19 protein-coding genes are annotated in these 20,223 nt (G+C 71.8%); 7 read left to right on the top strand and 12 right to left on the bottom strand.

Annotation, left to right across the window (positions count from 1 at the left end; translation table 11 throughout):
• Window positions 1-9: 9 nt before the first annotated feature.
• The gene (locus SA2016_RS09945) at window positions 10-1,569 is read right to left on the bottom strand and encodes a circularly permuted type 2 ATP-grasp protein (protein ID WP_066497704.1); all 1,560 of its coding nucleotides are present in this window, start codon (window positions 1,567-1,569) and stop codon (window positions 10-12) included.
• Window positions 1,570-1,693: 124 nt separating this feature from the next.
• Between SA2016_RS09945 and pepN the strand changes: the two genes are divergently transcribed.
• The gene (pepN, locus tag SA2016_RS09940; protein ID WP_141305369.1) at window positions 1,694-4,333 is read left to right on the top strand and encodes an aminopeptidase N; all 2,640 of its coding nucleotides are present in this window, start codon (window positions 1,694-1,696) and stop codon (window positions 4,331-4,333) included.
• Between the two features lie 104 nt (window positions 4,334-4,437).
• Here the strand turns inward: pepN and lplAB are convergent, their stop codons facing one another.
• From lplAB to SA2016_RS09915, 5 genes are all read right to left on the bottom strand, one after another.
• A complete protein-coding gene (gene lplAB, locus SA2016_RS09935; RefSeq protein ID WP_066497699.1) occupies window positions 4,438-5,496 on the bottom strand; it encodes a lipoate-protein ligase LplAB in 1,059 nt (352 codons plus the stop codon).
• A gap of 134 nt (window positions 5,497-5,630) precedes the next feature.
• A complete protein-coding gene (locus SA2016_RS09930; protein ID WP_066497698.1) occupies window positions 5,631-5,888 on the bottom strand; it encodes a type B 50S ribosomal protein L31 in 258 nt (85 codons plus the stop codon).
• Between the two features lie 90 nt (window positions 5,889-5,978).
• Complete coding sequence (locus SA2016_RS09925; protein ID WP_066497697.1) at window positions 5,979-6,812, bottom strand: TrmH family RNA methyltransferase; 834 nt, start codon at window positions 6,810-6,812, stop codon at window positions 5,979-5,981.
• Window positions 6,805-7,602: a sulfite exporter TauE/SafE family protein gene (locus tag SA2016_RS09920; protein WP_066497696.1), complete on the bottom strand. Its 798-nt coding sequence runs from the start codon at window positions 7,600-7,602 to the stop codon at window positions 6,805-6,807. The genes SA2016_RS09925 and SA2016_RS09920 overlap by 8 nt, the downstream gene beginning before the upstream one ends.
• Window positions 7,602-8,441 (bottom strand): ABC transporter ATP-binding protein, encoded by an 840-nt coding sequence (locus tag SA2016_RS09915; RefSeq protein ID WP_066497695.1) that lies wholly within the window; start codon window positions 8,439-8,441, stop codon window positions 7,602-7,604. The genes SA2016_RS09920 and SA2016_RS09915 overlap by 1 nt, the downstream gene beginning before the upstream one ends.
• A 99-nt stretch (window positions 8,442-8,540) precedes the next feature.
• On the opposite strand from SA2016_RS09915, the gene SA2016_RS22215 reads away from it, so the two are divergent.
• Together SA2016_RS22215 and serB are read left to right on the top strand one after the other, a co-directional pair.
• Window positions 8,541-8,705, top strand: a complete 165-nt coding sequence (locus tag SA2016_RS22215; RefSeq protein WP_257125859.1) for a hypothetical protein — start codon at window positions 8,541-8,543, stop codon at window positions 8,703-8,705.
• Window positions 8,687-9,427: a phosphoserine phosphatase SerB gene (gene serB, locus SA2016_RS09910; RefSeq protein WP_066497691.1), complete on the top strand. Its 741-nt coding sequence runs from the start codon at window positions 8,687-8,689 to the stop codon at window positions 9,425-9,427. Before SA2016_RS22215 ends, serB begins: the two co-directional genes overlap by 19 nt.
• A gap of 183 nt (window positions 9,428-9,610) precedes the next feature.
• On the opposite strand, the gene SA2016_RS09905 is transcribed toward serB, so the two are convergent.
• Complete coding sequence (locus SA2016_RS09905) at window positions 9,611-10,354, bottom strand: SDR family oxidoreductase (RefSeq protein WP_066497689.1); 744 nt, start codon at window positions 10,352-10,354, stop codon at window positions 9,611-9,613.
• Window positions 10,355-10,506: 152 nt separating this feature from the next.
• Complete coding sequence (locus SA2016_RS09900) at window positions 10,507-11,232, bottom strand: beta-ketoacyl-ACP reductase (protein WP_066497687.1); 726 nt, start codon at window positions 11,230-11,232, stop codon at window positions 10,507-10,509.
• Between the two features lie 114 nt (window positions 11,233-11,346).
• On the opposite strand from SA2016_RS09900, the gene SA2016_RS09895 reads away from it, so the two are divergent.
• The 4 genes from SA2016_RS09895 to SA2016_RS09880 are packed head-to-tail and all read left to right on the top strand — an operon-like array spanning window position 11,347 to window position 13,554.
• The gene (locus SA2016_RS09895) at window positions 11,347-11,859 is read left to right on the top strand and encodes a DUF3099 domain-containing protein (RefSeq protein ID WP_066497686.1); all 513 of its coding nucleotides are present in this window, start codon (window positions 11,347-11,349) and stop codon (window positions 11,857-11,859) included.
• A complete protein-coding gene (locus SA2016_RS09890) occupies window positions 11,856-12,110 on the top strand; it encodes a hypothetical protein (RefSeq protein WP_066497680.1) in 255 nt (84 codons plus the stop codon). Before SA2016_RS09895 ends, SA2016_RS09890 begins: the two co-directional genes overlap by 4 nt.
• Window positions 12,095-13,060 carry an SURF1 family cytochrome oxidase biogenesis protein gene (locus tag SA2016_RS09885; protein ID WP_066497679.1) on the top strand — a complete coding sequence of 322 codons (966 nt, stop codon included), beginning with the start codon at window positions 12,095-12,097 and terminating at the stop codon, window positions 13,058-13,060. The genes SA2016_RS09890 and SA2016_RS09885 overlap by 16 nt, the downstream gene beginning before the upstream one ends.
• Window positions 13,060-13,554: a YbaK/EbsC family protein gene (locus SA2016_RS09880; protein ID WP_066497677.1), complete on the top strand. Its 495-nt coding sequence runs from the start codon at window positions 13,060-13,062 to the stop codon at window positions 13,552-13,554. The genes SA2016_RS09885 and SA2016_RS09880 overlap by 1 nt, the downstream gene beginning before the upstream one ends.
• Window positions 13,555-13,566: 12 nt before the next feature.
• Here SA2016_RS09880 and SA2016_RS09875 read toward each other — a convergent pair whose 3' ends face one another.
• From SA2016_RS09875 to fdh, 4 genes are read right to left on the bottom strand one after another with little or no spacing between them, the layout of a single operon-like run.
• On the bottom strand, window positions 13,567-15,168 hold the full coding sequence (locus SA2016_RS09875; RefSeq protein ID WP_066497676.1) for an ABC-F family ATP-binding cassette domain-containing protein: 1,602 nt from the start codon (window positions 15,166-15,168) through the stop codon (window positions 13,567-13,569).
• 43 nt (window positions 15,169-15,211) lie between these two features.
• A complete protein-coding gene (nrfD, locus tag SA2016_RS09870; RefSeq protein WP_066497675.1) occupies window positions 15,212-16,150 on the bottom strand; it encodes an NrfD/PsrC family molybdoenzyme membrane anchor subunit in 939 nt (312 codons plus the stop codon).
• Window positions 16,147-16,965, bottom strand: a complete 819-nt coding sequence (locus tag SA2016_RS09865) for a 4Fe-4S dicluster domain-containing protein (RefSeq protein WP_066497673.1) — start codon at window positions 16,963-16,965, stop codon at window positions 16,147-16,149. Before SA2016_RS09865 ends, nrfD begins: the two co-directional genes overlap by 4 nt.
• Entirely contained in the window at window positions 16,962-20,204 is a 3,243-nt protein-coding gene (gene fdh / locus SA2016_RS09860) for a formate dehydrogenase (protein ID WP_066497672.1), read from the bottom strand. Before fdh ends, SA2016_RS09865 begins: the two co-directional genes overlap by 4 nt.
• Window positions 20,205-20,223 lie beyond the last annotated feature (19 nt).

Below are 20,223 nucleotides of genomic sequence, written 5' to 3'. Positions count from 1 at the left end.
GGCGGGTGGTCACTGCTGCTGCTGCTCGGCCTGGCGGTCGCGCCAGTTGCTCTCGACCGGCCACACGCTCGTGCGCTCCCGGATGCTGATCGAGTGGCGCGGCTCCGCCTCCACGGGAACGTCCGGGGACTGGGCCAGGACCCACGTGTCCTTCGAGCCGCCGCCCTGGCTCGAGTTGACGATGAGGGAGCCCTCCTTGAGCGCCACCCGGGTGAGGCCGCCGGGGAGCACCCAGACGTCGTCGCCGTCGTTGAGCGCGAACGGGCGCAGGTCCACGTGGCGCGGGCCGAAGCGGTCGCCGGAGAGCGTCGGCACGGTCGAGAGCTGCAGGACAGGCTGGGCGATCCACCCACGGGGGTCCGCGAGGACCCGCTTGCGGAGCGTGTCCAGCTCCTCACGCGTGGCACTCGGGCCGATGACGAGGCCCTTGCCGCCCGAGCCGTCCACGGGCTTGACGACGAGCTCATCGAGCCGGTCGAGCACCTCCTCGCGCGCGTCGTCCTCCTCGAGCCGGTACGTGTCCACGTTGGCCACGATCGGCTCCTCGCCGAGGTAGTAGCGGATGAGGTCCGGGACGTAGGAGTAGACGAGTTTGTCGTCCGCGACGCCGTTGCCCACCGCGTTCGCGATCGTCACGCCGCCGGCGCGCGCCGCGTTCACGAGGCCCGGGCAGCCGAGCATCGAGTCCGAGCGGAACTGCAGCGGGTCGAGGAAGTCGTCGTCGATGCGCTTGTAGATCACGTCTACGCGCTGCTCGCCCGCCGTGGTGCGCATGTACACGCGGTTCCCGCGGCAGATCAGGTCGCGGCCCTCCACCAGCTCCACGCCCATGAGGCCCGCGAGCAGGGTGTGCTCGAAGTACGCCGAGTTGTACACGCCGGGGGTCAGGACCACCACGGTCGGCTCGTCCACGCCGGCGGGGGCGGTCTTGCGCAGGGTCGAGAGGAGCCGGCGCGGGTACTCCTCCACCGGGCGGATGGGCTGCTGGCTGAAAGCCTCCGGCAGGCCCTTGGCCATGGCGCGGCGGTTCTCGAGGACGTAGCTCACGCCCGAGGGGACGCGGACGTTGTCCTCGAGGACGCGGAAGGTGCCGGCGGCGTCGCGCACGATGTCGATGCCCGAGATGTGCACCCGGACGCCGCCGGCCGGCTCGAAGCCGTGCACCTGGCGGTGGAAGTGCTTGCTCGTGGTGATCAGCCGCCGCGGGACGACGCCGTCCGCGACCACGGCCATCTTCGAGTACACGTCGTTGAGGAAGGCCTCGAGCGCCCGGACCCGCTGGGCCACGCCCCGCTCGAGGACGTCCCAGTCTCCGGCGGAGATGATGCGCGGGACCAGGTCGAGCGGGAACGGCCGCTCCTCCCCCGCGTAGTCGAATGTGACGCCCTTGTCGAGGAAGGTGCGGGCCATCGAATCGGCCCGGGAGGTCACGTCGGTGAGGTCGAGTCCGGCGAGCGCCTGCGCGAGATGGCCGTAGCTGGGCCGCGCCGTCTGGCGGGGGGCGAACATCTCGTCGTACGCGCCGGTACGTTCGGCGGCGACGGAGTAGTCCTCGAAGAGATCCGACATAGGGGACAGCTTTTCACCAATCCGGCTCCGGCGCATATCGGGCCCCGGGACGGGGCGTGTCCGCCCGGCCGCCCGGGCTCGCACGCCCCTTCCGGGCCTGTCGGAGCGTGGTTGAATGGGCCGTGTGCCAACTCACAACCTGAGCCGCGACGAGGCTGCCGGGCGGGCGCGCCTGCTCGGCATCGACTCCTACCACGTCACCCTCGACCTCCGCCGTGCGGCCGATCCCGCAGCGGCAGCCTTCCCGACGACGAGCGTCATCGAGTTCCGGGCCGAGGCCGGCGCCGAGACCTTCGCGGACTTCCTCGGGGAGTCCGTGGACCGCCTGGTCCTCAACGGCCGTGCCCTCGACCCGGCCGCCGCCTATGACGGCGCCCGGATCCGGCTCACGGACCTCGCCGAGCGCAACCGCCTCGAGGTCACCGGGCACGCGCGGTACTCGCGCAGCGGCGAGGGCCTCCACCGCTTCGTGGACCCGGCCGACGGCGAGACGTACATGTACACCCAGTGCGAGCCAGCGGACGCGCGCCGGTACTTCGCCAACTTCGAGCAGCCCGACCTGAAGGCGCGGTTCGCGTTCACGGTGCTCGCGCCGTCGTCGTGGGTGGTCAGCGCGAACGGCGAGCCGACGGCGCAGGCCGTCCCGCTCGAGGAGGACCCGGCCGCGGCACGCTGGGACTTCGCCCCGACGCCGCCCATGCCCACCTACCTCGCGGCGGTGCTCGCGGGACCGTACCACCGCACGGCGGACGTCTGGACCGGCACGACGCGCGACGGCGCGACTCTCACCGTCCCGCTCGCCGCCTACTGCCGGGCGTCCCTCGCCGAGCACTTCGACGCCGGGCGCATCTTCGACCTCACCCGGCGCGGGCTGGACTTCTACCACTCGGTCTTCTCCCCCGCCTACCCGTGGGGGAAGTACGAGCAGGCCTTCGTGCCCGAGTACAACCTCGGCGCCATGGAGAACCCCGGGCTCGTGACCTTCACGGAGCAGTACGTGTTCGCCTCCCGCGCCGCGGACTCGCAGTACGAGGGACGCGCCAACACCCTCCTGCACGAGATGGCGCACATGTGGTTCGGCGACCTCGTGACCATGCGCTGGTGGGACGACCTGTGGCTCAAGGAGTCGTTCGCCGAGTACATGGGCACCCTCGCCCTGGACCGGGCCACGGGCTTCACGACGTCCTGGGTCAACTTCGCCAACCGCCGCAAGGCCTGGGCCTACCTCCAGGACCAGCTGCCCACGACCCACCCGATCGTGGCCGACATCGCCGACCTGGAGGCGGCGGAGCAGAACTTCGACGGGATCACCTACGCCAAGGGCGCCTCGGTGCTCAAGCAGCTCGTGGCGTACGTGGGCGAGGACGCCTTCCTGGCCGCCGCCCGCGACTACTTCGCCCAGCACGCCTATGGCAACACGACGCTCGAAGACCTCCTGGCAGCGCTCGAGCGGGCCTCGGGGCGGCCCCTGCAGGACTGGTCCGCGGCGTGGCTCCAGACGGCCGGGCTGCCGGTCCTGGAGACGCTCGTCGAGCACGCCTCAGGGCACGACGGCGAACGGCTCGCCCGGGTGGCCATCCGCCAGCGCGCCGTCGATCCCGTCACGGGGATGGAGGCGCTGCGGCCGCACCGGCTCAAGGTCGGCCTCTACTCGCGCACGGACTCGGGAGCGATCGAGCGCACGGCGAGCATCCCGGTGGAGCTGCCGGCCGACGCGCCTGACGGCGTGACGGAAGTGCCGGAGCTCGAGGGCGTCCCGGCCCCCGACCTCCTCCTCGTCAACGACGAGGACCTGACGTACGCGAAGGTGCGCCTCGACGCCCGGTCCGAGGAGACTGTCCGCGACGCCCTCGGGGACATCGCCGACCCGCTCGCGCGCGCCCTCGCTTGGACGGCGCTGTGGCACGCGACGCGCGATGGCGAGACGCCCGCCGCGGACTACGTGGGGGCCGTGGAGCGCTTCGGAGCCGCCGAGACCACGGTGGGCGTCCAGCTGACCGTGCTCGACAACGCCCGCACGGCCATCGAGCGGTACACCCATCCGGAGGCGCGCGGCGCCCTGCGCGAGGCCTACCTCGCCGCGGTCGCCCGCGCCCTGCTGGCCGCCGAGCCCGACTCCGACCAGCAGCTCGCGTGGGCCCGCGCCCTCGCAGCCGGCAGCAGGCACGGCGGCGGCCAGCACGCCCTGCTCCGGGGCCTCGTGGACGGCGCCGAGACCCTCTCCGGGCTCGCCGTGGACCAGGACCTGCGCTGGTCCCTGTGGCAGGCCCTCGCCGCCCAGGGCCGGGCCACGGCCGAGGAGCTGGACGCCGAGCTGGCCCGCGACCGTACCGCGAAGGGCAGCGTGGGGCATGCCCTGGCCATGGCGGCACGGCCCGTGCCAGAGGTGAAGGAGGACGCGTGGCGCGCCGTCGTGGACGGCGACGGGCTCTCCAACGACCTCCTGGGGGCCACCGTGGCCGGCTTCATGCTCGGCCCCGAGGAGCTGCGGCTGCCGTTCCAGGACCGCTACTTCTCGATGCTCACGCGGGTGTGGGCCGAACGGTCGCAGGAGATCGCGACTCGGCTCGTGGCCGGCCTCTATCCTGCCGGCTCGTCCCTCGGTGCGCACCAGGACCCCCAGGACCATCCCGTGCTCGGCCGCACGGACGCGTGGCTCGCGGAGCATGCCGACGCGCCGGCGGCGCTGCGTCGACTCGTCATCGAGGCCCGCGACCATCTGCAGCGTGCCCTCGTGGCACAGGCTCGTTCCCGCAAGGGGTAGCTGGCCCAGCACCGGGATAGCCGGCTCTGCCGGCCGCGTGCACGACGGCGACCACTCGCCGTCGTGCGCCCGCCCACCCGTGCGGGTGAGACGACGGGGGGCGCCTACGGGATGCGGTGCAGCCAGGCGTGCGTGGCGAACTTGCGCTCGGCGAGGGCCCGGGCGTCCGCGAGCGACTCCTCGGACAGGGCCACGCGGCGGGCGCCGTAGCGGGACTCGAAGGTGCCCATCATCGCCTCGAAGATGTCCGCGCGCTCCATGCCCGTCTGCCGCTTGAGCGGGTCGACCCTCTTCTGTGCGCTCGCGATGCCCTTGTCCGAGATCTTCTCCCGCCCGATGCGCAGGACCTCGGTCATCTTGGCCGCGTCGATGTCGTAGCTCATGGTCACGTGGTGGAGCATCGCGCCGTTGCCGAGCCGCTTCTGGGCGGCGCCGCCGATCTTGCCGGCGTCCGTGGCGATGTCATTGAGCGGCTTGTAGAAGGCCGAGACGCCCACCTTCGCGAGGGCCTCCATGACCCAGGCATCGAGGAACGGGTAGGACTCGGCGAAGGAGAGCCCGTCCACGAGCGAGGTCGGCAGGTAGAGGGAGTACGTGACGCAGTTGCCGGCCTCCATGAACATGGCACCGCCGCCGGAGATCCGGCGCACCACCGTCACGCCGTGCTTCTCGACCCCGTCCGGGTCCACCTCATTGCGGTAGGACTGGAAGGTCCCGATCACCACGGAGCGTTCGTCCCAGTCCCACAGGCGCAGGGTCGGGTTGCGCCGGCCCTCCCCGACCTCCCGGGTGAGGACCTCGTCCAGGGCGACGTTCTCGGTGATCGACAAGGTGCTCGGCGGGATGACCTCCCAGTCGTGGTCGGCCCAGGTGGTCGCGTGCCCGAGGGCGCGGCGGACCGCCACGGCCACGGAATCGGGGTCGAACCCGAACATCACGGCCGAGGGGCCCACGGCCTCGGCGACGGCTTCGCTGATGGCCGTGTTGGGTGCGTGCGTGGACAGGCCGAGGAGGGCCTCGTTGATGTCCGCGAGGGCCTCGTCCGGCTCGAGGAAGAAGTCCCCATTGATGCTCGCCCACGTGATGACGTCGCCGTCGACCGCGAGGTCGGCGACCACGAGCTTGCCGCCCGGAACCTTGAATTCACCGTGATAGTCCGTCACGGCTCCAGCGTAGACCCGTTCTGCGAGGGCCCGTCCTGGAACAGCCCGAGAGGGGCCCGGACACGGCGAAGGCGCCGTCCCGAGGGACGGCGCCTTCGTCGTGGCAGTGGCCTGCGGCTGGTGAACCAGTCGGGTCAGGCCTTCTTGCCGAAGTTCTTGAAGCGCGCGTTGAAGCGCTCGACGCGGCCGGCCGAGTCCATGATGCGCTGCTTGCCCGTGTAGAACGGGTGCGACTCGGAGGAGACCTCGACGTCGATGACGGGGTAGGTGTTGCCGTCCTCCCACTCGATCGTCTTGTCCGAGGAGACCGTGGAGCGGGTGAGGAACTTCTTGCCGGAGGCGAGGTCGTTGAAGACGACGAACTCGTACGACGGGTGGATATCAGACTTCACAATGGGCCCTTTGCTAGCGCCCCTGGATTTTGCCAGAGGCCAGGTGTGAACGCCCTCCCGGTTGGAGGGCCAGCAGTCAATGTTACCAGCTCAGCGGGCTCTCAGCTCCCAGAACGCCACGGCGCTCGCGGCCGCCACGTTGAGCGAGTCCACGCCGGGCCGCATGGGGATCTTCACGGCTAGGTCGGCGGCCTCGAGCGTCTCGGGGGCGATCCCCGCGCCCTCGGTCCCGAGCACGAGCGCGAGCCGGTCGATGCGGCGGGCGGCGAGCTCGTCGACGTCGACCGCGTCCTCGGCGAGCTCGAGGGCGGCGACGGTGAAGCCGAGCCGCCTGAGCTCCCCGATGCCGCCGGGCCAGGAGTCCAGCCTGGCCCACGGGACTTGGAAGACGGTGCCCATGCTCACCCGGATGCTGCGGCGGTACAGGGGGTCGCCGCAGCGCGGGGTGACGAGGACGGCGTCGATGCCGAGCGCGGCGGCGGAGCGGAAGATCGCGCCGACGTTGGTGTGGTCAACGATGTCCTCGAGGACGGCGACCCGGCGGGCGCCGGCGAGGAGCTCGTCGACCGGCACGGGGGCTGGCCGGTGCATCGCGGCCATCGCGCCGCGGTGCAGGTGGAAGCCGGTGATCTCCTCGAGCAGCGCCGGCGTTCCCACGTACGCGGGAACGTCCGGGTAGGCGGCCAGCACGTCGGCGAGGCCGTCGAGCCACTTCTCGGCCAGGAAGAAGGAGCGCGGCCGGTGCCCGGCCGCGAGCGCGCGGCGCAGCACGCGGGAGGACTCGGCGATGTAGAGGCCCTCGGCAGGCTCGCGCAGGGTGCGCAGGCGCACGTCCGTCAGGCTCGTGTAGTCGGCGATCCGCGGGTCCTGGGCCGAGGCCAGGCGGATGATCTGCCGGTCCTCCCCCGCTGGGGCGTCAGGCATTGAAGAGCTTGGCGAGCAGGTTCACGAGCGCCACGACGCCGAGGATCACGATCACCGTCCGCAGCACCACGGGCTTCATGCGCCGGCCGATGCCCGCGCCGAGGAAGCCGCCGAGCGTCGAGCCGACCGCGATGAGCAGCACCGCGAGCCAGTTGATGCGGTCGAACGCGAACAGGAGGTAGGCCACGGCGGCGACGAGGTTCACCACGAGGCTCAGGACGACCTTGATCGCGTTGGACTGCTGGAGCGTGCCGTGGAAGAAGATGCCGAGCACGCCCATGAGCAGCACGCCCTGCGCGGCCGTGAAGTAGCCGCCGTACACGCCGATCAGGAACACCAGCAGGTACAGGATGAACGGGACCTTCTGCAGGTCCGCCTGCTCGGGCGTGATGTGCTCGAGCGCCTGGCGCGCCTTGGCCCACGCGGACAGGCGGGGCTGGAAGATCACGAGCAGGATCGCGATCACGATCAGCACCGGGGCGACGAACCCGAACACGCTCTCGGGCAGGTGCAGGAGCAGGAACGCGCCGAGCAGTCCGCCCACGAGCGAGACCGGCAGGAGCTTCAGGAGCGTGCGCTTGGCGCTGACGGCCTCCCGACGGTACCCGTAGGCGCCCGAGAAGCCCCCGGCCACCAGGCCCATCGCGTTCGAGATGATCGAGTTGACGGGGCTGTAGCCGAGGGCGACGAGGACCGGGAACGTCACGAGCGAGCCGGAGCCGACGATCGTGTTGATCGTGCCGGCCCACAGGCCCGCGAGGAAGATGAGGACGTCCCCCCAGAAGCCCATCACGCGCGCGGCGCGGCCGCAGCACCGGCAGTGGCGGTGCCCTGCGCCGCAGCGCCGTCCTTGGCCGTGGCCGTGTAGCGGCCGTCCTGGGCGCGCACGTCGAGCGGCAGACCGAAGGTCGCGCTCAGGTTCTCCTCGGTGAGCGTGGAGGCGATCGGCCCGGCGGCCACCACGGTGCCCTCGCGCAGCAGGAGCGCGTGGGTGAAGCCCGGCGGCACCTCCTCGAGGTGGTGTGTGACGAGCACGACGACGGGCGCGGCGTCGTCCTGGGCGAGGTCGGAGAGCTTGTACACGAGCTCCTCGCGGCCACCGAGGTCGAGGCCGGCCCCGGGCTCGTCGAGCAGGAGCAGCTCGGGGTCGGTCATGAGCGCGCGAGCGATCTGGACCCGCTTGCGCTCCCCCTCCGAGAGCGAGGCGAACACCCGTCCGAGGAGCGGGCCCATGCCCCACTCGTTCAGGAGGCGGAAGGCGCGGCGCTCGTCGTCCTTCTCGTAGCGCTCGAGCCACCGCCCGGTCACGCCGTATGCCGCGGTGACGACGACGTTGAGGACCTTCTCGCCCTCGGGGATCTGGTTGGCCAGGGCCGCGGAAGACAGGCCGATGCGCGGGCGCAGCTCGAAGACGTCCACCTTGCCCATCGTCTCGTCGAGGATGTCGACGCGGCCGCTGCTCGGGTGCAGGCGCGCCGCCGCCAGCGACAGGAGCGTGGTTTTGCCGGCGCCGTTCGGGCCCAGGACGACCCAGCGCTCCCCCTCATTCACCTGCCAGTCGATGCCGTCCAGCAGCTTCTTCGTCCCGCGGACGACGCTGACCCCAGACAGCTGGAGAACATTGCTCATGGCCTCTGACACTAGTCCAGATGCTTCGCTCTCGGCGAACCGCGCCCGCCCGGGCCCACCGGGGCCGGACCGCGGCGGCCCTCGGTAGAATGTGGGCTTATGCCAGCACACTTCGCCGCAGTCCTCCATGCCGTCACGCTCACCGACGACGACGCGGCCGCGGCCGCCCGCGCCCTCGAGGGGCAGGGGCCGCCGTCGGGCCGTTCGAGCGCCCGGCAGGAGGGGACGGGGACGGCCGCTACGCCGTGCTCACCGCGGAGGTGAAGCTCGACGCCGGCCAGGCGCCCGCCGCGCGGGCCGCGCTGGCGGGGCTCGGGATCGGTGGGGCGCTCGTCCCGGCCGGGCTCCGCGAGGCCGAGCGGAAGCTGCTCATCATGGATGTCGACTCGACGCTCATCCAGCAGGAGGTCATCGAGCTCCTCGCGGACTACGCGGGCAAGCGCGAGGAGGTCACCGCCGTCACCGAGGCCGCCATGCGCGGCGAGCTCGACTTCGCGCAGAGCCTGCACGCGCGCGTCGCGACCCTCGCGGGCCTTCCGGAGGACGTCATCGCGAAGGTGCGCGACGCCGTCGTGCTCTCCCTCGGCGCCGAGGACCTGATCGAGGCGTTCCACGCCGGCGGCCACCTCGTGTGCGTGGTCTCGGGCGGGTTCGAGCAGATCCTCACCCCGCTCGCCGAGCGCCTGGGACTGGACCACTGGCGCGCCAACGAGCTCGAGGTGGCCGATGGCAAGCTCACGGGCCGGGTGCTCGGCGAGGTCGTGGACCGCGCGGTCAAGGAGCGCATGCTCCGCGAGTGGGCCGCCCAGCACGGGATCGCCCTCGAGCACTGCATCGCCGTGGGCGACGGGGCGAACGACCTCGACATGCTCGCCGCTGCCGGCCTCGGGGTGGCGTTCAACGCCAAGCCGAAGGTCCGCGCGGAGGCCGACGCCGCCGTCGACCTCCCCTACCTCGACGTGGTGCGCCACCTCGCGGGGGTGTGACCCCTCAACGCGACGGAGGTGGCTCCTGAACGCCACGGACGTGACTCCTCAACACAGCGGACGTGACTCCTCAACGCAGCGGACGTGACTCCTCAACGCAGCGGACGTGGCTCCTCGGGATTGAGGAGTCACGTCCGCGTGGTTGGGGGGCAGGTCCGCTGAGCGGCCGGGCCCGGAAGTGCGTCAGGCCTGGAAGTGCCCGGCCCCGCCCACGTACTCGGTGTGGCCCGTCGGCACGTCCGCGGTGACCATCTTGGCCACCTCGGCCCCGAACTCCTCGACGGAGTACAGCTTGCCGGCGGCCTCGCGGCGGGACTCGATCGCCCCGGGGGCGGCGCGCTCGAGGAGCGTGGCGGTGATGGTGCCCTCGATCATGTCGCCGGAGACGACCACGAACGTGATGCCCTTCTCCTCGAGCCACGGGACGAGCTCGCGGAGGGCCGTCTCGCCGGCGCGCTTGGACCGGGCCACGGGCTCGTAGGCATCCATCGTCTGGACCGAGTCGATGAAGTGGGCCTGGTGGCTCGTGACGAACACGACGCGCGAGCCGGGCTTCATCCGCTCCGCGGCGGCCTTGAGCATCGACACCTGGGCGTCCCGGTTGAGCCGGAGCGCGTAGTCCTCGCCGAGGCCGGACTCCATGCCGCCCGAGGCGTTGAGGACCAGGATGTCGAGGGAGCCGAAGGCGTCGACGGCAGCCTGGGCGAGCGCGTCGACGTCCGCCTCGTTGGTCAGATCCCCGCCGACCGCGATCGCGCGGCCGCCCGCGGCCTCGATCTCGGCGACCACCTTGTTGGCGCGCGGCGCCTTCTGGCGGTAGTTGACGACGACGGCCGCCCCCTCGCCGGCGAGGACCTTGGCCGTCGCGGCGCCGATCCCTCGCGACGACCCCGTGACGATCGCGGCCTTGTTGTCCAGGACTCCCATGCGTGCTCCCCTTCGTCTGCTCCGGCCACTTTGTGTGACCTCGCCAAGTTTTCGGTGACTGCGCTCCATCATGCCAGCCCAGAAGCGGCCGGGCCGTTGTCGGAACCCTCCAACAACGGCCCGGCCTGCGCGCCGCGCGCGGCGAGGAGCCGCTAGTGGCCCATGCCGAGGCCGCCGTCGACGGGGATGACCGCCCCCGAGATGTAGGCGGCCTCGTCGCTCGCGACCCAGCGGACCACGTTGGCGACCTCGTCGGCGTCGGCGAACCGGCCGGCGGGCACCCGGGAGAGGTAGTCCTTCTGGGTCTCCTCCGGCAGCTCGGCGGTCATGTCGGTCTTGATGAAGCCCGGCGCCACGACGTTCGCGGTGATCCCCCGCGAGCCGAGCTCACGGGTCAGCGACCGCGCGAGGCCCACGAGGCCGGCCTTCGAGGCGGAGTAGTTGATCTGGCCGGGGGCCCCGTACAGGCCCGAGACCGAGGAGATGAGGACCACGCGGCCCTTGCGCAGGCGGATCATGCCCTTGGATGCGCGCTTGACGACGCGGAACGCGCCGGTGAGGTTCGTGTCGAGGACGGAGGTGAAGTCCTCCTCGCTCATGCGCAGCAGGAGGGTGTCCTTGGTGATGCCCGCGTTGGCGACGAGGACCTCCACGGGGCCGTGGGCCTCTTCGACCGCCTTGAAAGCGGCGTCGATGCTGGCCTCGTCCGTCACGTCGGCCTGGACGCCGAGGATGCCCTCGGGCAGCTCGCCCGCGGTCCGGTAGGTCACGGCGACCTTGTCGCCGTTCGCGAGGAACGCCTTGGCGATCGCGAGGCCGATGCCCCGGTTGCCTCCGGTGACGAGGACGCTGCGGGGGGACGGTGCTTCCGAGCTCACTGACGCTCCTAGGGAAGAAGGGAGGACGCCGCTGGTCGGCGCCGGTTCAGGGTGCATCCTAGCCAAATTGGCCGGTGCCCGCCGTGGTGGGAGAATGGGCCTGCTGGGAGTGTGATGACGAGAGAACAACACGGCCGCGAGGCCAGCGACAGGTACGGCGAGTACGCCGTGGACGGTGCCGAGGGCGCCCCCGAGGTCCACAGCATCACGTCCGCCGCGCCCGGGCACAGCGTGGACATGCACCAGCGCATGGTCCGCTATGCGGTGGCCATGGGCATCCGCGTGGTCTGCATCGTCGCCCTGTTCTTCCTCGACGGCTGGTTCAAGCTCATCGCCGTCGCCGGCGCCGTCTTCCTGCCCTGGGTCGCCGTGGTGATCGCCAACGCCCAGACCAAGGGCGAGGAGTACGACAGCGAGCTCATGGACCACATCTCCTACGGCGAGCTCGACGCGGGCCGCCCCGGGGACGCAGACCCCGCCGCGTCACCGGCACCGCACGGCGAGACGATCCTCGGGGAGACGGTCGACGACGATCCGGACCGCGAGGAACCAGCCGGACAGGACCAGGACGGCAGCGCGGCCCCGCGCAGGACCGGCTCCGAGTCCCCGGAGGCCGGCGCCGCATGAGCCTGTTCAGCCTCCTGCCCGGCGACTCCGGGCTCCCCGAGGCACCCCTCTGCTCCCGCAAGGGCTGCCGGGCGCCGGCGCTCTGGCGCCTGCTGTGGAACAACCCCAAGATCCACACGCCCGAACGCCGCAAGACCTGGCTGGCGTGCGCCGAGCACCGAGGCTGGCTCGAGGACTACCTGCGCACCCGCCTGCTCTGGCGCGAGACCCTGCCGCTGACGGAAGCATCTTCTCCATGTACCGATTCCTGATCTCCCGGCGATGGCTCACCTATCTGGGGCTGGCCATCGTGTTCGCGATCGCCTGCGTCCTCCTGAGCCGCTGGCAGATGGCGCGCCTCGACGAGGCCAAGGCCAACGTGGATCTGGTCACCCGGAACTATGACGCCCCGCCCGTTCCGTTCGCCCAGGCTGCGCCCGACTTCACGTCGCTCCCCTCGGACAGCGAGTGGAAGCAGGTCTCGCTCCACGGCTCGTACGACACGGCCCAGACCCGGGTGGTGCGGAACCGGCCCAATTCGGGCCAGCCCGGCTACGAGGTGGTCGTGCCGTTCAGGGTCGACTCCGGCCAGACGGTGATCGTGGACCGCGGCTGGCTGCCGATCGGCAACAAGGAGGCCGGGAGGCCGGACTCTGTCCCGGCGCCCCCCGCAGGCGAGGCGACCGTCGTCGTGCGGCTGCGCCCGAGCGAGCCCGCCCTGGACCGCGGCGCGCCGGACGGCCAGCTCGCCTCGATCGACCTGCCCGCCTACGCCCAGCAGCTGCCCTACCCCGTGCTCACCGGCGCGTACGGCCTCCTCGCAAGCGAGAATCCCGCCCCGCGCCAGGCCGCCCCGGCCTCGCTGCCCAAGCCGGCGCCGGACGAGGGCATGCACCTCTCCTACGCGCTCCAGTGGCTCGCCTTCGCGGTCCTGATGTTCATCGGCTTCGGCTACGCGGCACGCCAGCAGGCCCGCAACGACGCCATCGACGCGGCAGCCGATGCCGCCGAGGCCGCCGAACTCGCCGAGCTCGACGCCCAGCAGCCGGAGGACGCCGCGGAGGGCGCCGGGGCCGGGGGGCACTCGCACCGCCGCGACGAGGCCCGCCGCGCCGCCGACGCGGCCGCCGCGCGCGCCGCACGGTTCGCCCCGCGCAGGAAGCGCCGGCCCACGGCCGAGGAAGAAGAGGACGCGATCCTCGACGCGCAGGGCTTCCGCTGATGCCGCACGACGACGCTGCCTCCGGCGGCGACGGGCCCGCCGTCGCCCGTGTCCGCGCGGCACTGGCCGCCGCCGGCCTGCCGGACACCGTGCGCACGTTCGACGACGAGGTGCCCACCGCCGCCGCAGCGGCCGGGGTCCTCGGCTGCGACCTCGGCGCGATCGCCAACAGCCTCGTGTTCGAGCTCGACGGCGCCCCGCTGCTCATCCTCGCGAGCGGGGCCGGGCGCGTCGACACGAAGCTCGTCGCCGATCGCCTCGGCTCGGGCCGGATCCGACGCGCCTCGCCCGGCTTCGTGCTCGCGCACACCGGCCAGCGCGTGGGCGGCGTGGCGCCCGTGGGCCATCCCGAGCCGCTGCGCACGCTCCTCGACACGCACCTCGCGGCGTATCCGACCCTGTGGGCCGGCGCCGGGGACCACCGCTCGATGCTGTCGATCTCCTACGAGGACCTGGCCCGGGTGACGGGCGCCCGGCCGCTCGAGGTGCGGTAGCCCCCAGGCCTCTCAGGCGAGGGTGATGAGGTCCAGGTAGTCCGCGCTCCACAGGTCCTCGACGCCGTCGGGCAGGAGGACCACCCGCTCGGGGTTGAGCGCCTCGACCGCACCCTCGTCGTGGCTGACCATGACCACGGCGCCCTTGTACGTCTTCAGCGCACCGAGGATCTCGCGCCGGCTCGCCGGGTCGAGGTTGTTGGTCGGCTCGTCGAGGAGCAGCACGTTGGCGCTCGAGGCGACGATCGTGGCCAGGGCGAGGCGGGTCTTCTCCCCGCCGGAGAGGACGCCCGCGGGCTTGTCGACGTCGTCGCCGGTGAACAGGAACGAGCCGAGGATCCCGCGGACATCCGCGTCGCCCAGGTGGTCCGGCGCCGCGCGGCGCATGTTCTCCAGGACCGTGCGGTCGTGGTCGAGCGTCTCGTGCTCCTGGGCGTAGTAGCCGACCTTGAGCCCGTGGCCCTGCCTGACCTCCCCGGTGTCCGGGGTGTCGACGCCGGCGAGCATGCGCAGGAGCGTGGTCTTGCCCGCGCCGTTGAGGCCAAGGATGACGACGCGCGAGCCGCGGTCCACCGCGAGGTCCACGTCGGTGAAGATCTCCAGCGAGCCGTAGGACTTGGACAGGCCCTCCGCGGTGAGCGGGGTCTTGCCGCACGGCGCGGGCTCCGGGAAGCGCAGCGCGGCCACCCGGTCCGCCACCCGCTCCTCCGCGACGCCTGCCAGCAGCCGCTCCGCCCGCTTGGCCATGTTCTGGGCGGCGACAGCCTTGGTGGCCTTCGCCCGCATCTTGTTGGCCTGGTCGAGGAGCACCTGGGCCTTCTTCTCCGCGTTCGCGCGCTCGCGCCGGCGGGCGCGCTCATCGGTCTCGCGCTGGGCGAGGTAGCGCCTCCAGCCCATGTTGTAGATGTCGATCACGGCGCGGTTCGCGTCGAGGTGGAAGACCTTGTTCACCGTGGCCTCGAGCAGCTCGACGTCGTGGGAGATGACGATGAGGCCGCCCTGGTGCGCCTTGAGGAAGTCCCGCAGCCAGGTGATCGAGTCGGCGTCGAGGTGGTTGGTGGGCTCGTCGAGGAGCAGGGTGTCCGCGCCCGAGTAGAGGATGCGGGCGAGCTCGACGCGGCGGCGCTGGCCGCCGGAGAGCGTCCGGAGCGGCTGGTTGAGGATGCGGTCCGGCAGGGCGAGGTTCGCCGAGATGGCGGCCGCCTCGGCCTCCGCGGCGTAGCCGCCGCCGGCGAGGAACTCGGCTTCGAGCCGGTCGTACCGGGCCATCGCCTTGCGCTGGACCTCTGCATCCTCACTCGCCATGTCCGCCTGCGCGGCGCGCAGCTTGCGCACCACCACATCGAGCCCGCGCGCCGAGAGGATGCGATCCCGGGCGAGCTGCTCCATGTCCGGGGTGCGGGGGTCCTGCGGGAGGTACCCGATCTCACCGGCTCGGGTCACGGTGCCGGCCGCGGGCAGCCCCTCCCCCGCGAGCACGCGGGTGAGGGTCGTCTTGCCCGCGCCGTTGCGCCCCACGAGGCCGATCTTGTCTCCCTTGTCGATCCGGAAGCTCACCTCGTCCATGAGGAGGCGTGCGCCGGCGCGCAGTTCGAGATTGGAGACAGTGATCACTTCGGGACGGGCCTTTCGGGGGGAGCCGGCCCGGACATGGGCCTCATCCCATGGTATCGGCCTTGGCGGGCTCCTCCTGACGCGCTGCGAGCCGCTCCCGCTGGGGCACGACGACGTACTTGGGGTCCAGGGTCGAGGCGCGGCCGGCCTCGAAGATCCCGAAGCGGAGCAGCGCCGACCCCGCAGCCACGGCCAGGCCGCCCACCGCACTGACCGCGCGCGAGGACCGGCCGCCGAGGGCGATTCCGACCGCGCCGCCCACGGTGAGGGCCTTCGACAGCCGCAGCAGCGTCCCTGCCCGGCCCTGGTGGAAGGTCTCCGCGGAGAGCCTGCCGCTGCGCTCCATGGCGAAGCTCATCGCGGTCTCGACGGCCGCGCCGCCGATCGCCATCCGGCGGGCCGGCCCGGCCTCGGCCAGGGGCGAGAGCGCCGCGCCGATGCCGCCCGCCGATGCGGCCGCGGATCCGGCGAACACGAACGGCATCACCGCGTGGGCGTCGTGCCACGTGGGCACCGCCGTGTCGGAGACGAGCACCGCGGTGTAGGTCGCGACTGCCGAGCCGGCGATCCCCGCGCCGATGCCCGCGGCCTTGCCGGCGCGCGGGAAGATGCCGAGGACGTCGGCCGCCGCGCTGGCGCCGGCCAGCGGCCCGTAGACGGAGAGGATCCACGAGCCGACGCTCATGGGCGAGGTGGGCTTGGCGACGCGCAGCATGTTGAGGAAGCGCTCCGGACGCCCCAGGTCATGCACGAGGGCGGCCACCGAGGCGGAGATCGCGGTGATGGCCGTGAGCTTCGCGGCGCGCTCGAGGCGCGGCCGGCCGGTGTGCTGGGCGCCCGCGGCCAGGATCGACGACGCCCCCGCGAGGCCGCCGGCGAAGATGTAGCCCGCGATGTCCAGGGCCTCCCAGGTCGGCTCCTTGAGGATGGGGCGCCCGTAGTAGGAGGTGAACTCCTCGGTGCGGCGGCGGCGCGGGCTCACTTGCGGCCTCCCCAGAAGACGAGGGCAGCCCCGGCGAGGAGGCCTGCCGCGGCGCCGGCGGCACGCTTCCACATCGCGGGGAGGTCCCGCGTGGTCACGATCGGGTCCGGCGGCAGGCCGTAGGTCTCGGGCTCGTCGAGCAGGAGGAAGAACGCGCCGTCGCCGCCCACTCCGTTCTCGGGATCGCGGCCGTAGAGCTGGGCGCCCGCCTCGCCGCGCTCGTGCAGCTCGGCGAGGCGGGCGTCCGCGCGCTCGCGCAGCTCGTCCAGCTCGCCGTACTGGATGGACTTGGTGGGACACGCCTTGGCGCACGCCGGCTCCTCGCCGACCTCGAGCCGGTCGTAGCACATGGTGCACTTGAAGGCCCGGCCGTCGTCCTTGCGCTGGTCGATCACCCCGTAGGGGCAGGCGGACACGCAGTACCCGCAGCCGTTGCAGATGTCCTGCTGGACGACGACGGTGCCGGGCTCGGTGCGGAAGAGCGCGCCGGTGGGGCAGACGTCGAGGCACGCCGCGTGCGTGCAGTGCTTGCACACGTCGGAGGACATGAGCCACTTGACGCCGTCGTGGGCGCCCGGGTCGGTGGCCGGGACCTGCTTCTCGATGAAGGCCACGTGGCGCCACGTGTCGGCTCCGAGGGCGGAGGTGTTGTCGAACGACTCCCCGGTGAGCTCGAGGTTCGAGTCGGCCGGGACGCTGTTCCACTCCTTGCACGCGACCTCGCAGGCCTTGCACCCGATGCACAGGCTCGTGTCCGTGAAGAAGCCCTTGCGCGGAACCCCGACGGTGGGCATGCCCAGCGATGTCACGCTCATTTCCTGATTCCCTCCAGCCCGGTGTTCTCGTCAATTCCCGCGCGCCGCCGGTACTCCTCGACCAGGGCCAGCAGATCCTTCCCGCGCGGGCGGCGGCCGGGGCGGATGTCGACCGTGAGGGCCTTGACCTCCTGGATGTGCACGTTGGGGTCCATCGCGATCGAGGAGAGCTCGTTCATCGCATCGCCCTTGCTCAGCCCGTTCGGGCCCCAGTGGTACGGCATACCGATCTGGTGGGCGGTGCGGCCGCCCACGACGAGCGGCCGCATGCGGTCAGTGACGAGGACCCTGGCCTCGATCGCCCCTCGGGCCGAGACCAGCGTGGCCCAGCCCTTGTGGGTGAGCCCGCGCTCGGCCGCGAGCGCGGGCGAGACCTCGCAGAAGCTCTCGGGCTGCAGTTCGGCGAGGTAGGGCAGCCAGCGGGTCATCGCGCCGGCCGTGAAGTGTTCCGTGAGCCGGTAGGTCGTCAGCACGTAGGGGTAGACCTCGGCCCCGGGCTCGCGGCCGCTGGGGTGGTAGCGGTTGCCCTCGCGCGGCAGAAGCTTCCTCAGCGGGTTCCGGCCCTGGCCGTAGAGCTCATTCTCGAACGGCGATTCCTGCGGCTCGTAGTGGGTGGGGATCGGACCGTCGGACAGTCCGGCCGGGGCATACAGCCACCCCTTCCCGTCCGCCTGCATGATGAACGGGTCCGTGCCGGAGAGGGCGTCCGGCCCGCGGGCGCCCTCCGGCGGCCTGTAGCTCGGCGGCTTGGTGGGCTCGAAGTCGGGGACGTCGCCGCCGGTCCACTTGCCGGCGTCCTCGTCCCACCAGATGAGCTTCTTCCGCTCGCTCCACGGGCGCCCCTCGGGGTCCGCGGACGCCCGGTTGTACAGCTCGCGGCGGTTCGCCGGCCAGGCCCAGCCCCACTCGAGGCCCGCGAGGGTCTGCTCCTGGTGGGGCTTGCGCCGGGCTGCCTGATTGACGCCGTCGGCCCTGACGCCGCAGTAGATCCAGCACCCGCACGTCGTCGAGCCGTCGTCCTTGAGCTCGGTGTAGGCCGAGAGCGGGGAGCCGTCGGGGCCGGCCCCGTTGATCTCGGCGAGCACGCCCTCCGCGTCAGGCTCGTCCTGGGGACCGCCGTGCGGATAGTCCCACGTGAGGCCGAGGACGGGGCGGTCGGCCTCGTCGGGCGAGTCCGCGAGGAGCGCCCGGATGCGGTTGCCCAGGTGCCAGACGAACCAGAGGTCGCTCCGGCGGTCGGCCTCGGGTTCAACGGCCTGGTCACGCCACTGGAGGAGGCGGTTGGTGTTGGTGAAGCTGCCGGCCTTCTCGGTGTGGGCGGCCGCAGGGAAGAAGAAGACCTCCGTGGCGATGTCCTCCGTGCGCAGCTCCCCGGTGGCGATCTCGGGGCCGTCCTTCCACCAGGTGGCGCTCTCGATCTGGGAGAAGTCGCGCACCACGAGCCAGTCGAGCTTCGACATCCCCATCCGCTGGAGGTGGGTGTTGGCCGAGCCCACGGCGGGGTTCTCGCCGAAGAGGAAGTAGCCCTTGCAGGTTCCCTCGAGCTGGGCGTCGACCGTGTCGTAGGTGCTGTGGCTGCCCGTGATCCGCGGCAGGTAGTCGAAGCAGAAGTCGCTCTCCGCCGTCGCGGCGTCCCCCCACCACGCCTTCAGCAGGCTGACCATGTAGGAGCGCGAGTTGCCCCAGAAGCCTGCTTTGGGCGAGTCCGCCTCGATGTAGGAGTCGAGGTCGAGGTGGTGCTCCGCGTGCGGGCTGGGGAGGTAGCCGGGGAGGAGGTCGTAGAGGGTCGGGATGTCGCTCGAGCCCTGGATGCTCGCGTGGCCGCGCAGGGCCATGATCCCGCCCCCGGGACGGCCGATGTTCCCGAGCAGCAGCTGCAGCACCGAGGCGGTGCGGATGTACTGCGTCCCCGTGGTGTGCTGGGTCCAGCCGACGGCATAGGCGAAGGCGGTGGTGCGCTCGCGGCCGGAGTTGGCGGTGATCGCCTCGGCGACCTCGCGGAAGAGGTCCTGCGGCACACCGCACACCCGCTCCACCATCTCCGGGGTGTAGCGGGAGTAGTGGCGCTTGAGGACCTGTAAGACGCAGCGCGGATCCTGCAGGGTCGTGTCGCTGCGCCACTCGCCGGTCACCGACGCGCCGCCGGACCCGTGTGACTGGGCGTGCGAGGCCGCGCCCACCGAGCTTCCGCCCTGGAAGTCCGAGTCGCGCTCGCCCGAGGACGGTGCGGCGTATCCGCCCTGGTACTGCCACGAATCGGTGTTGTAGGCGCGGTTCTCCGGGTCGAAGCCCGAGAAGAGCCCGTCGAGGTCCTCGGTGTCCTGGAAGTCCTCCGAGAGGAGGGTGGCCGCGTTGGTGTAGGCCACGACGTAGTCGTGGAAGTAGGCGTCGTGCTCGAGCACCCAGTTGATGAGCCCGCCGAGGAACGCGATGTCGCTGCCGGCCCGGAGGGGCACGAAGGTGTCCGCCATGGCGCTGGTGCGGGAGAACCGGGGGTCCACATGGATGATCTTCGCCCCGCGCTCCTTGGCCTCCATGACCCACTGGAAGCCCACCGGGTGCGCCTCGGCGAAGTTGGAGCCCTGGATGATGATGCAGTCTGCGTTCGCGAGGTCCTGGAGGTAGGTGGTCGAGCCGCCCCGGCCGAAGCTCGTGCCGAGGGCGGCTACGGTCGAGCTGTGGCAGACGCGCGCCTGGTTCTCGACCTGGACGACGCCGAGGGCAGTGAAGAGCTTCTTGATGAGGTAGTTCTCCTCATTGTCCAGCGTGGCGCCGCCGAGGCTCGCGATGCCCAGCGTGCGGCGCGTGCGGCGTCCCTGGGACTCCCACTCCCAGGTGTCCCGGCGCGTGTCGACCACCCGCTGCGCGACCATGTCCATGGCCGTCGCGAGATCCAGCCGTTCCCACTCCGTCCCGTGCGGGCGCCGGTAGAGCACGTACTTCTCGCGGGCGTCGCCCGTGGTGAGCTGGAGCGAGGCCGAGCCCTTGGGGCAGAGCCGGCCGCGGCTGATCGGCGAGTCCGGGTTCCCCTCGATCTGGATGACCTTCTCGTCCTTGACGTAGACCTTCTGGGCGCATCCCACCGCACAGAAGGGACAGACCGAGTCCACGACCCGGTCCGCCGTGTCGGTGCGCGCCCGCAGATTCTCGGTGGCACGGGATTTCGCCGCGGCATGCCGCCCCGTGGGGTCGTGCTCCAGGAACTGGCGCAGTACGGGCCACTCGAGCGGACGTGCCATGGGAAACCCCTCCCGGTCG

Source organism: Sinomonas atrocyanea (genome assembly GCF_001577305.1).
In the GTDB taxonomy this organism is placed as follows: domain Bacteria; phylum Actinomycetota; class Actinomycetes; order Actinomycetales; family Micrococcaceae; genus Sinomonas; species Sinomonas atrocyanea.
This window is presented reverse-complemented; position numbering and strand designations above follow the sequence as displayed.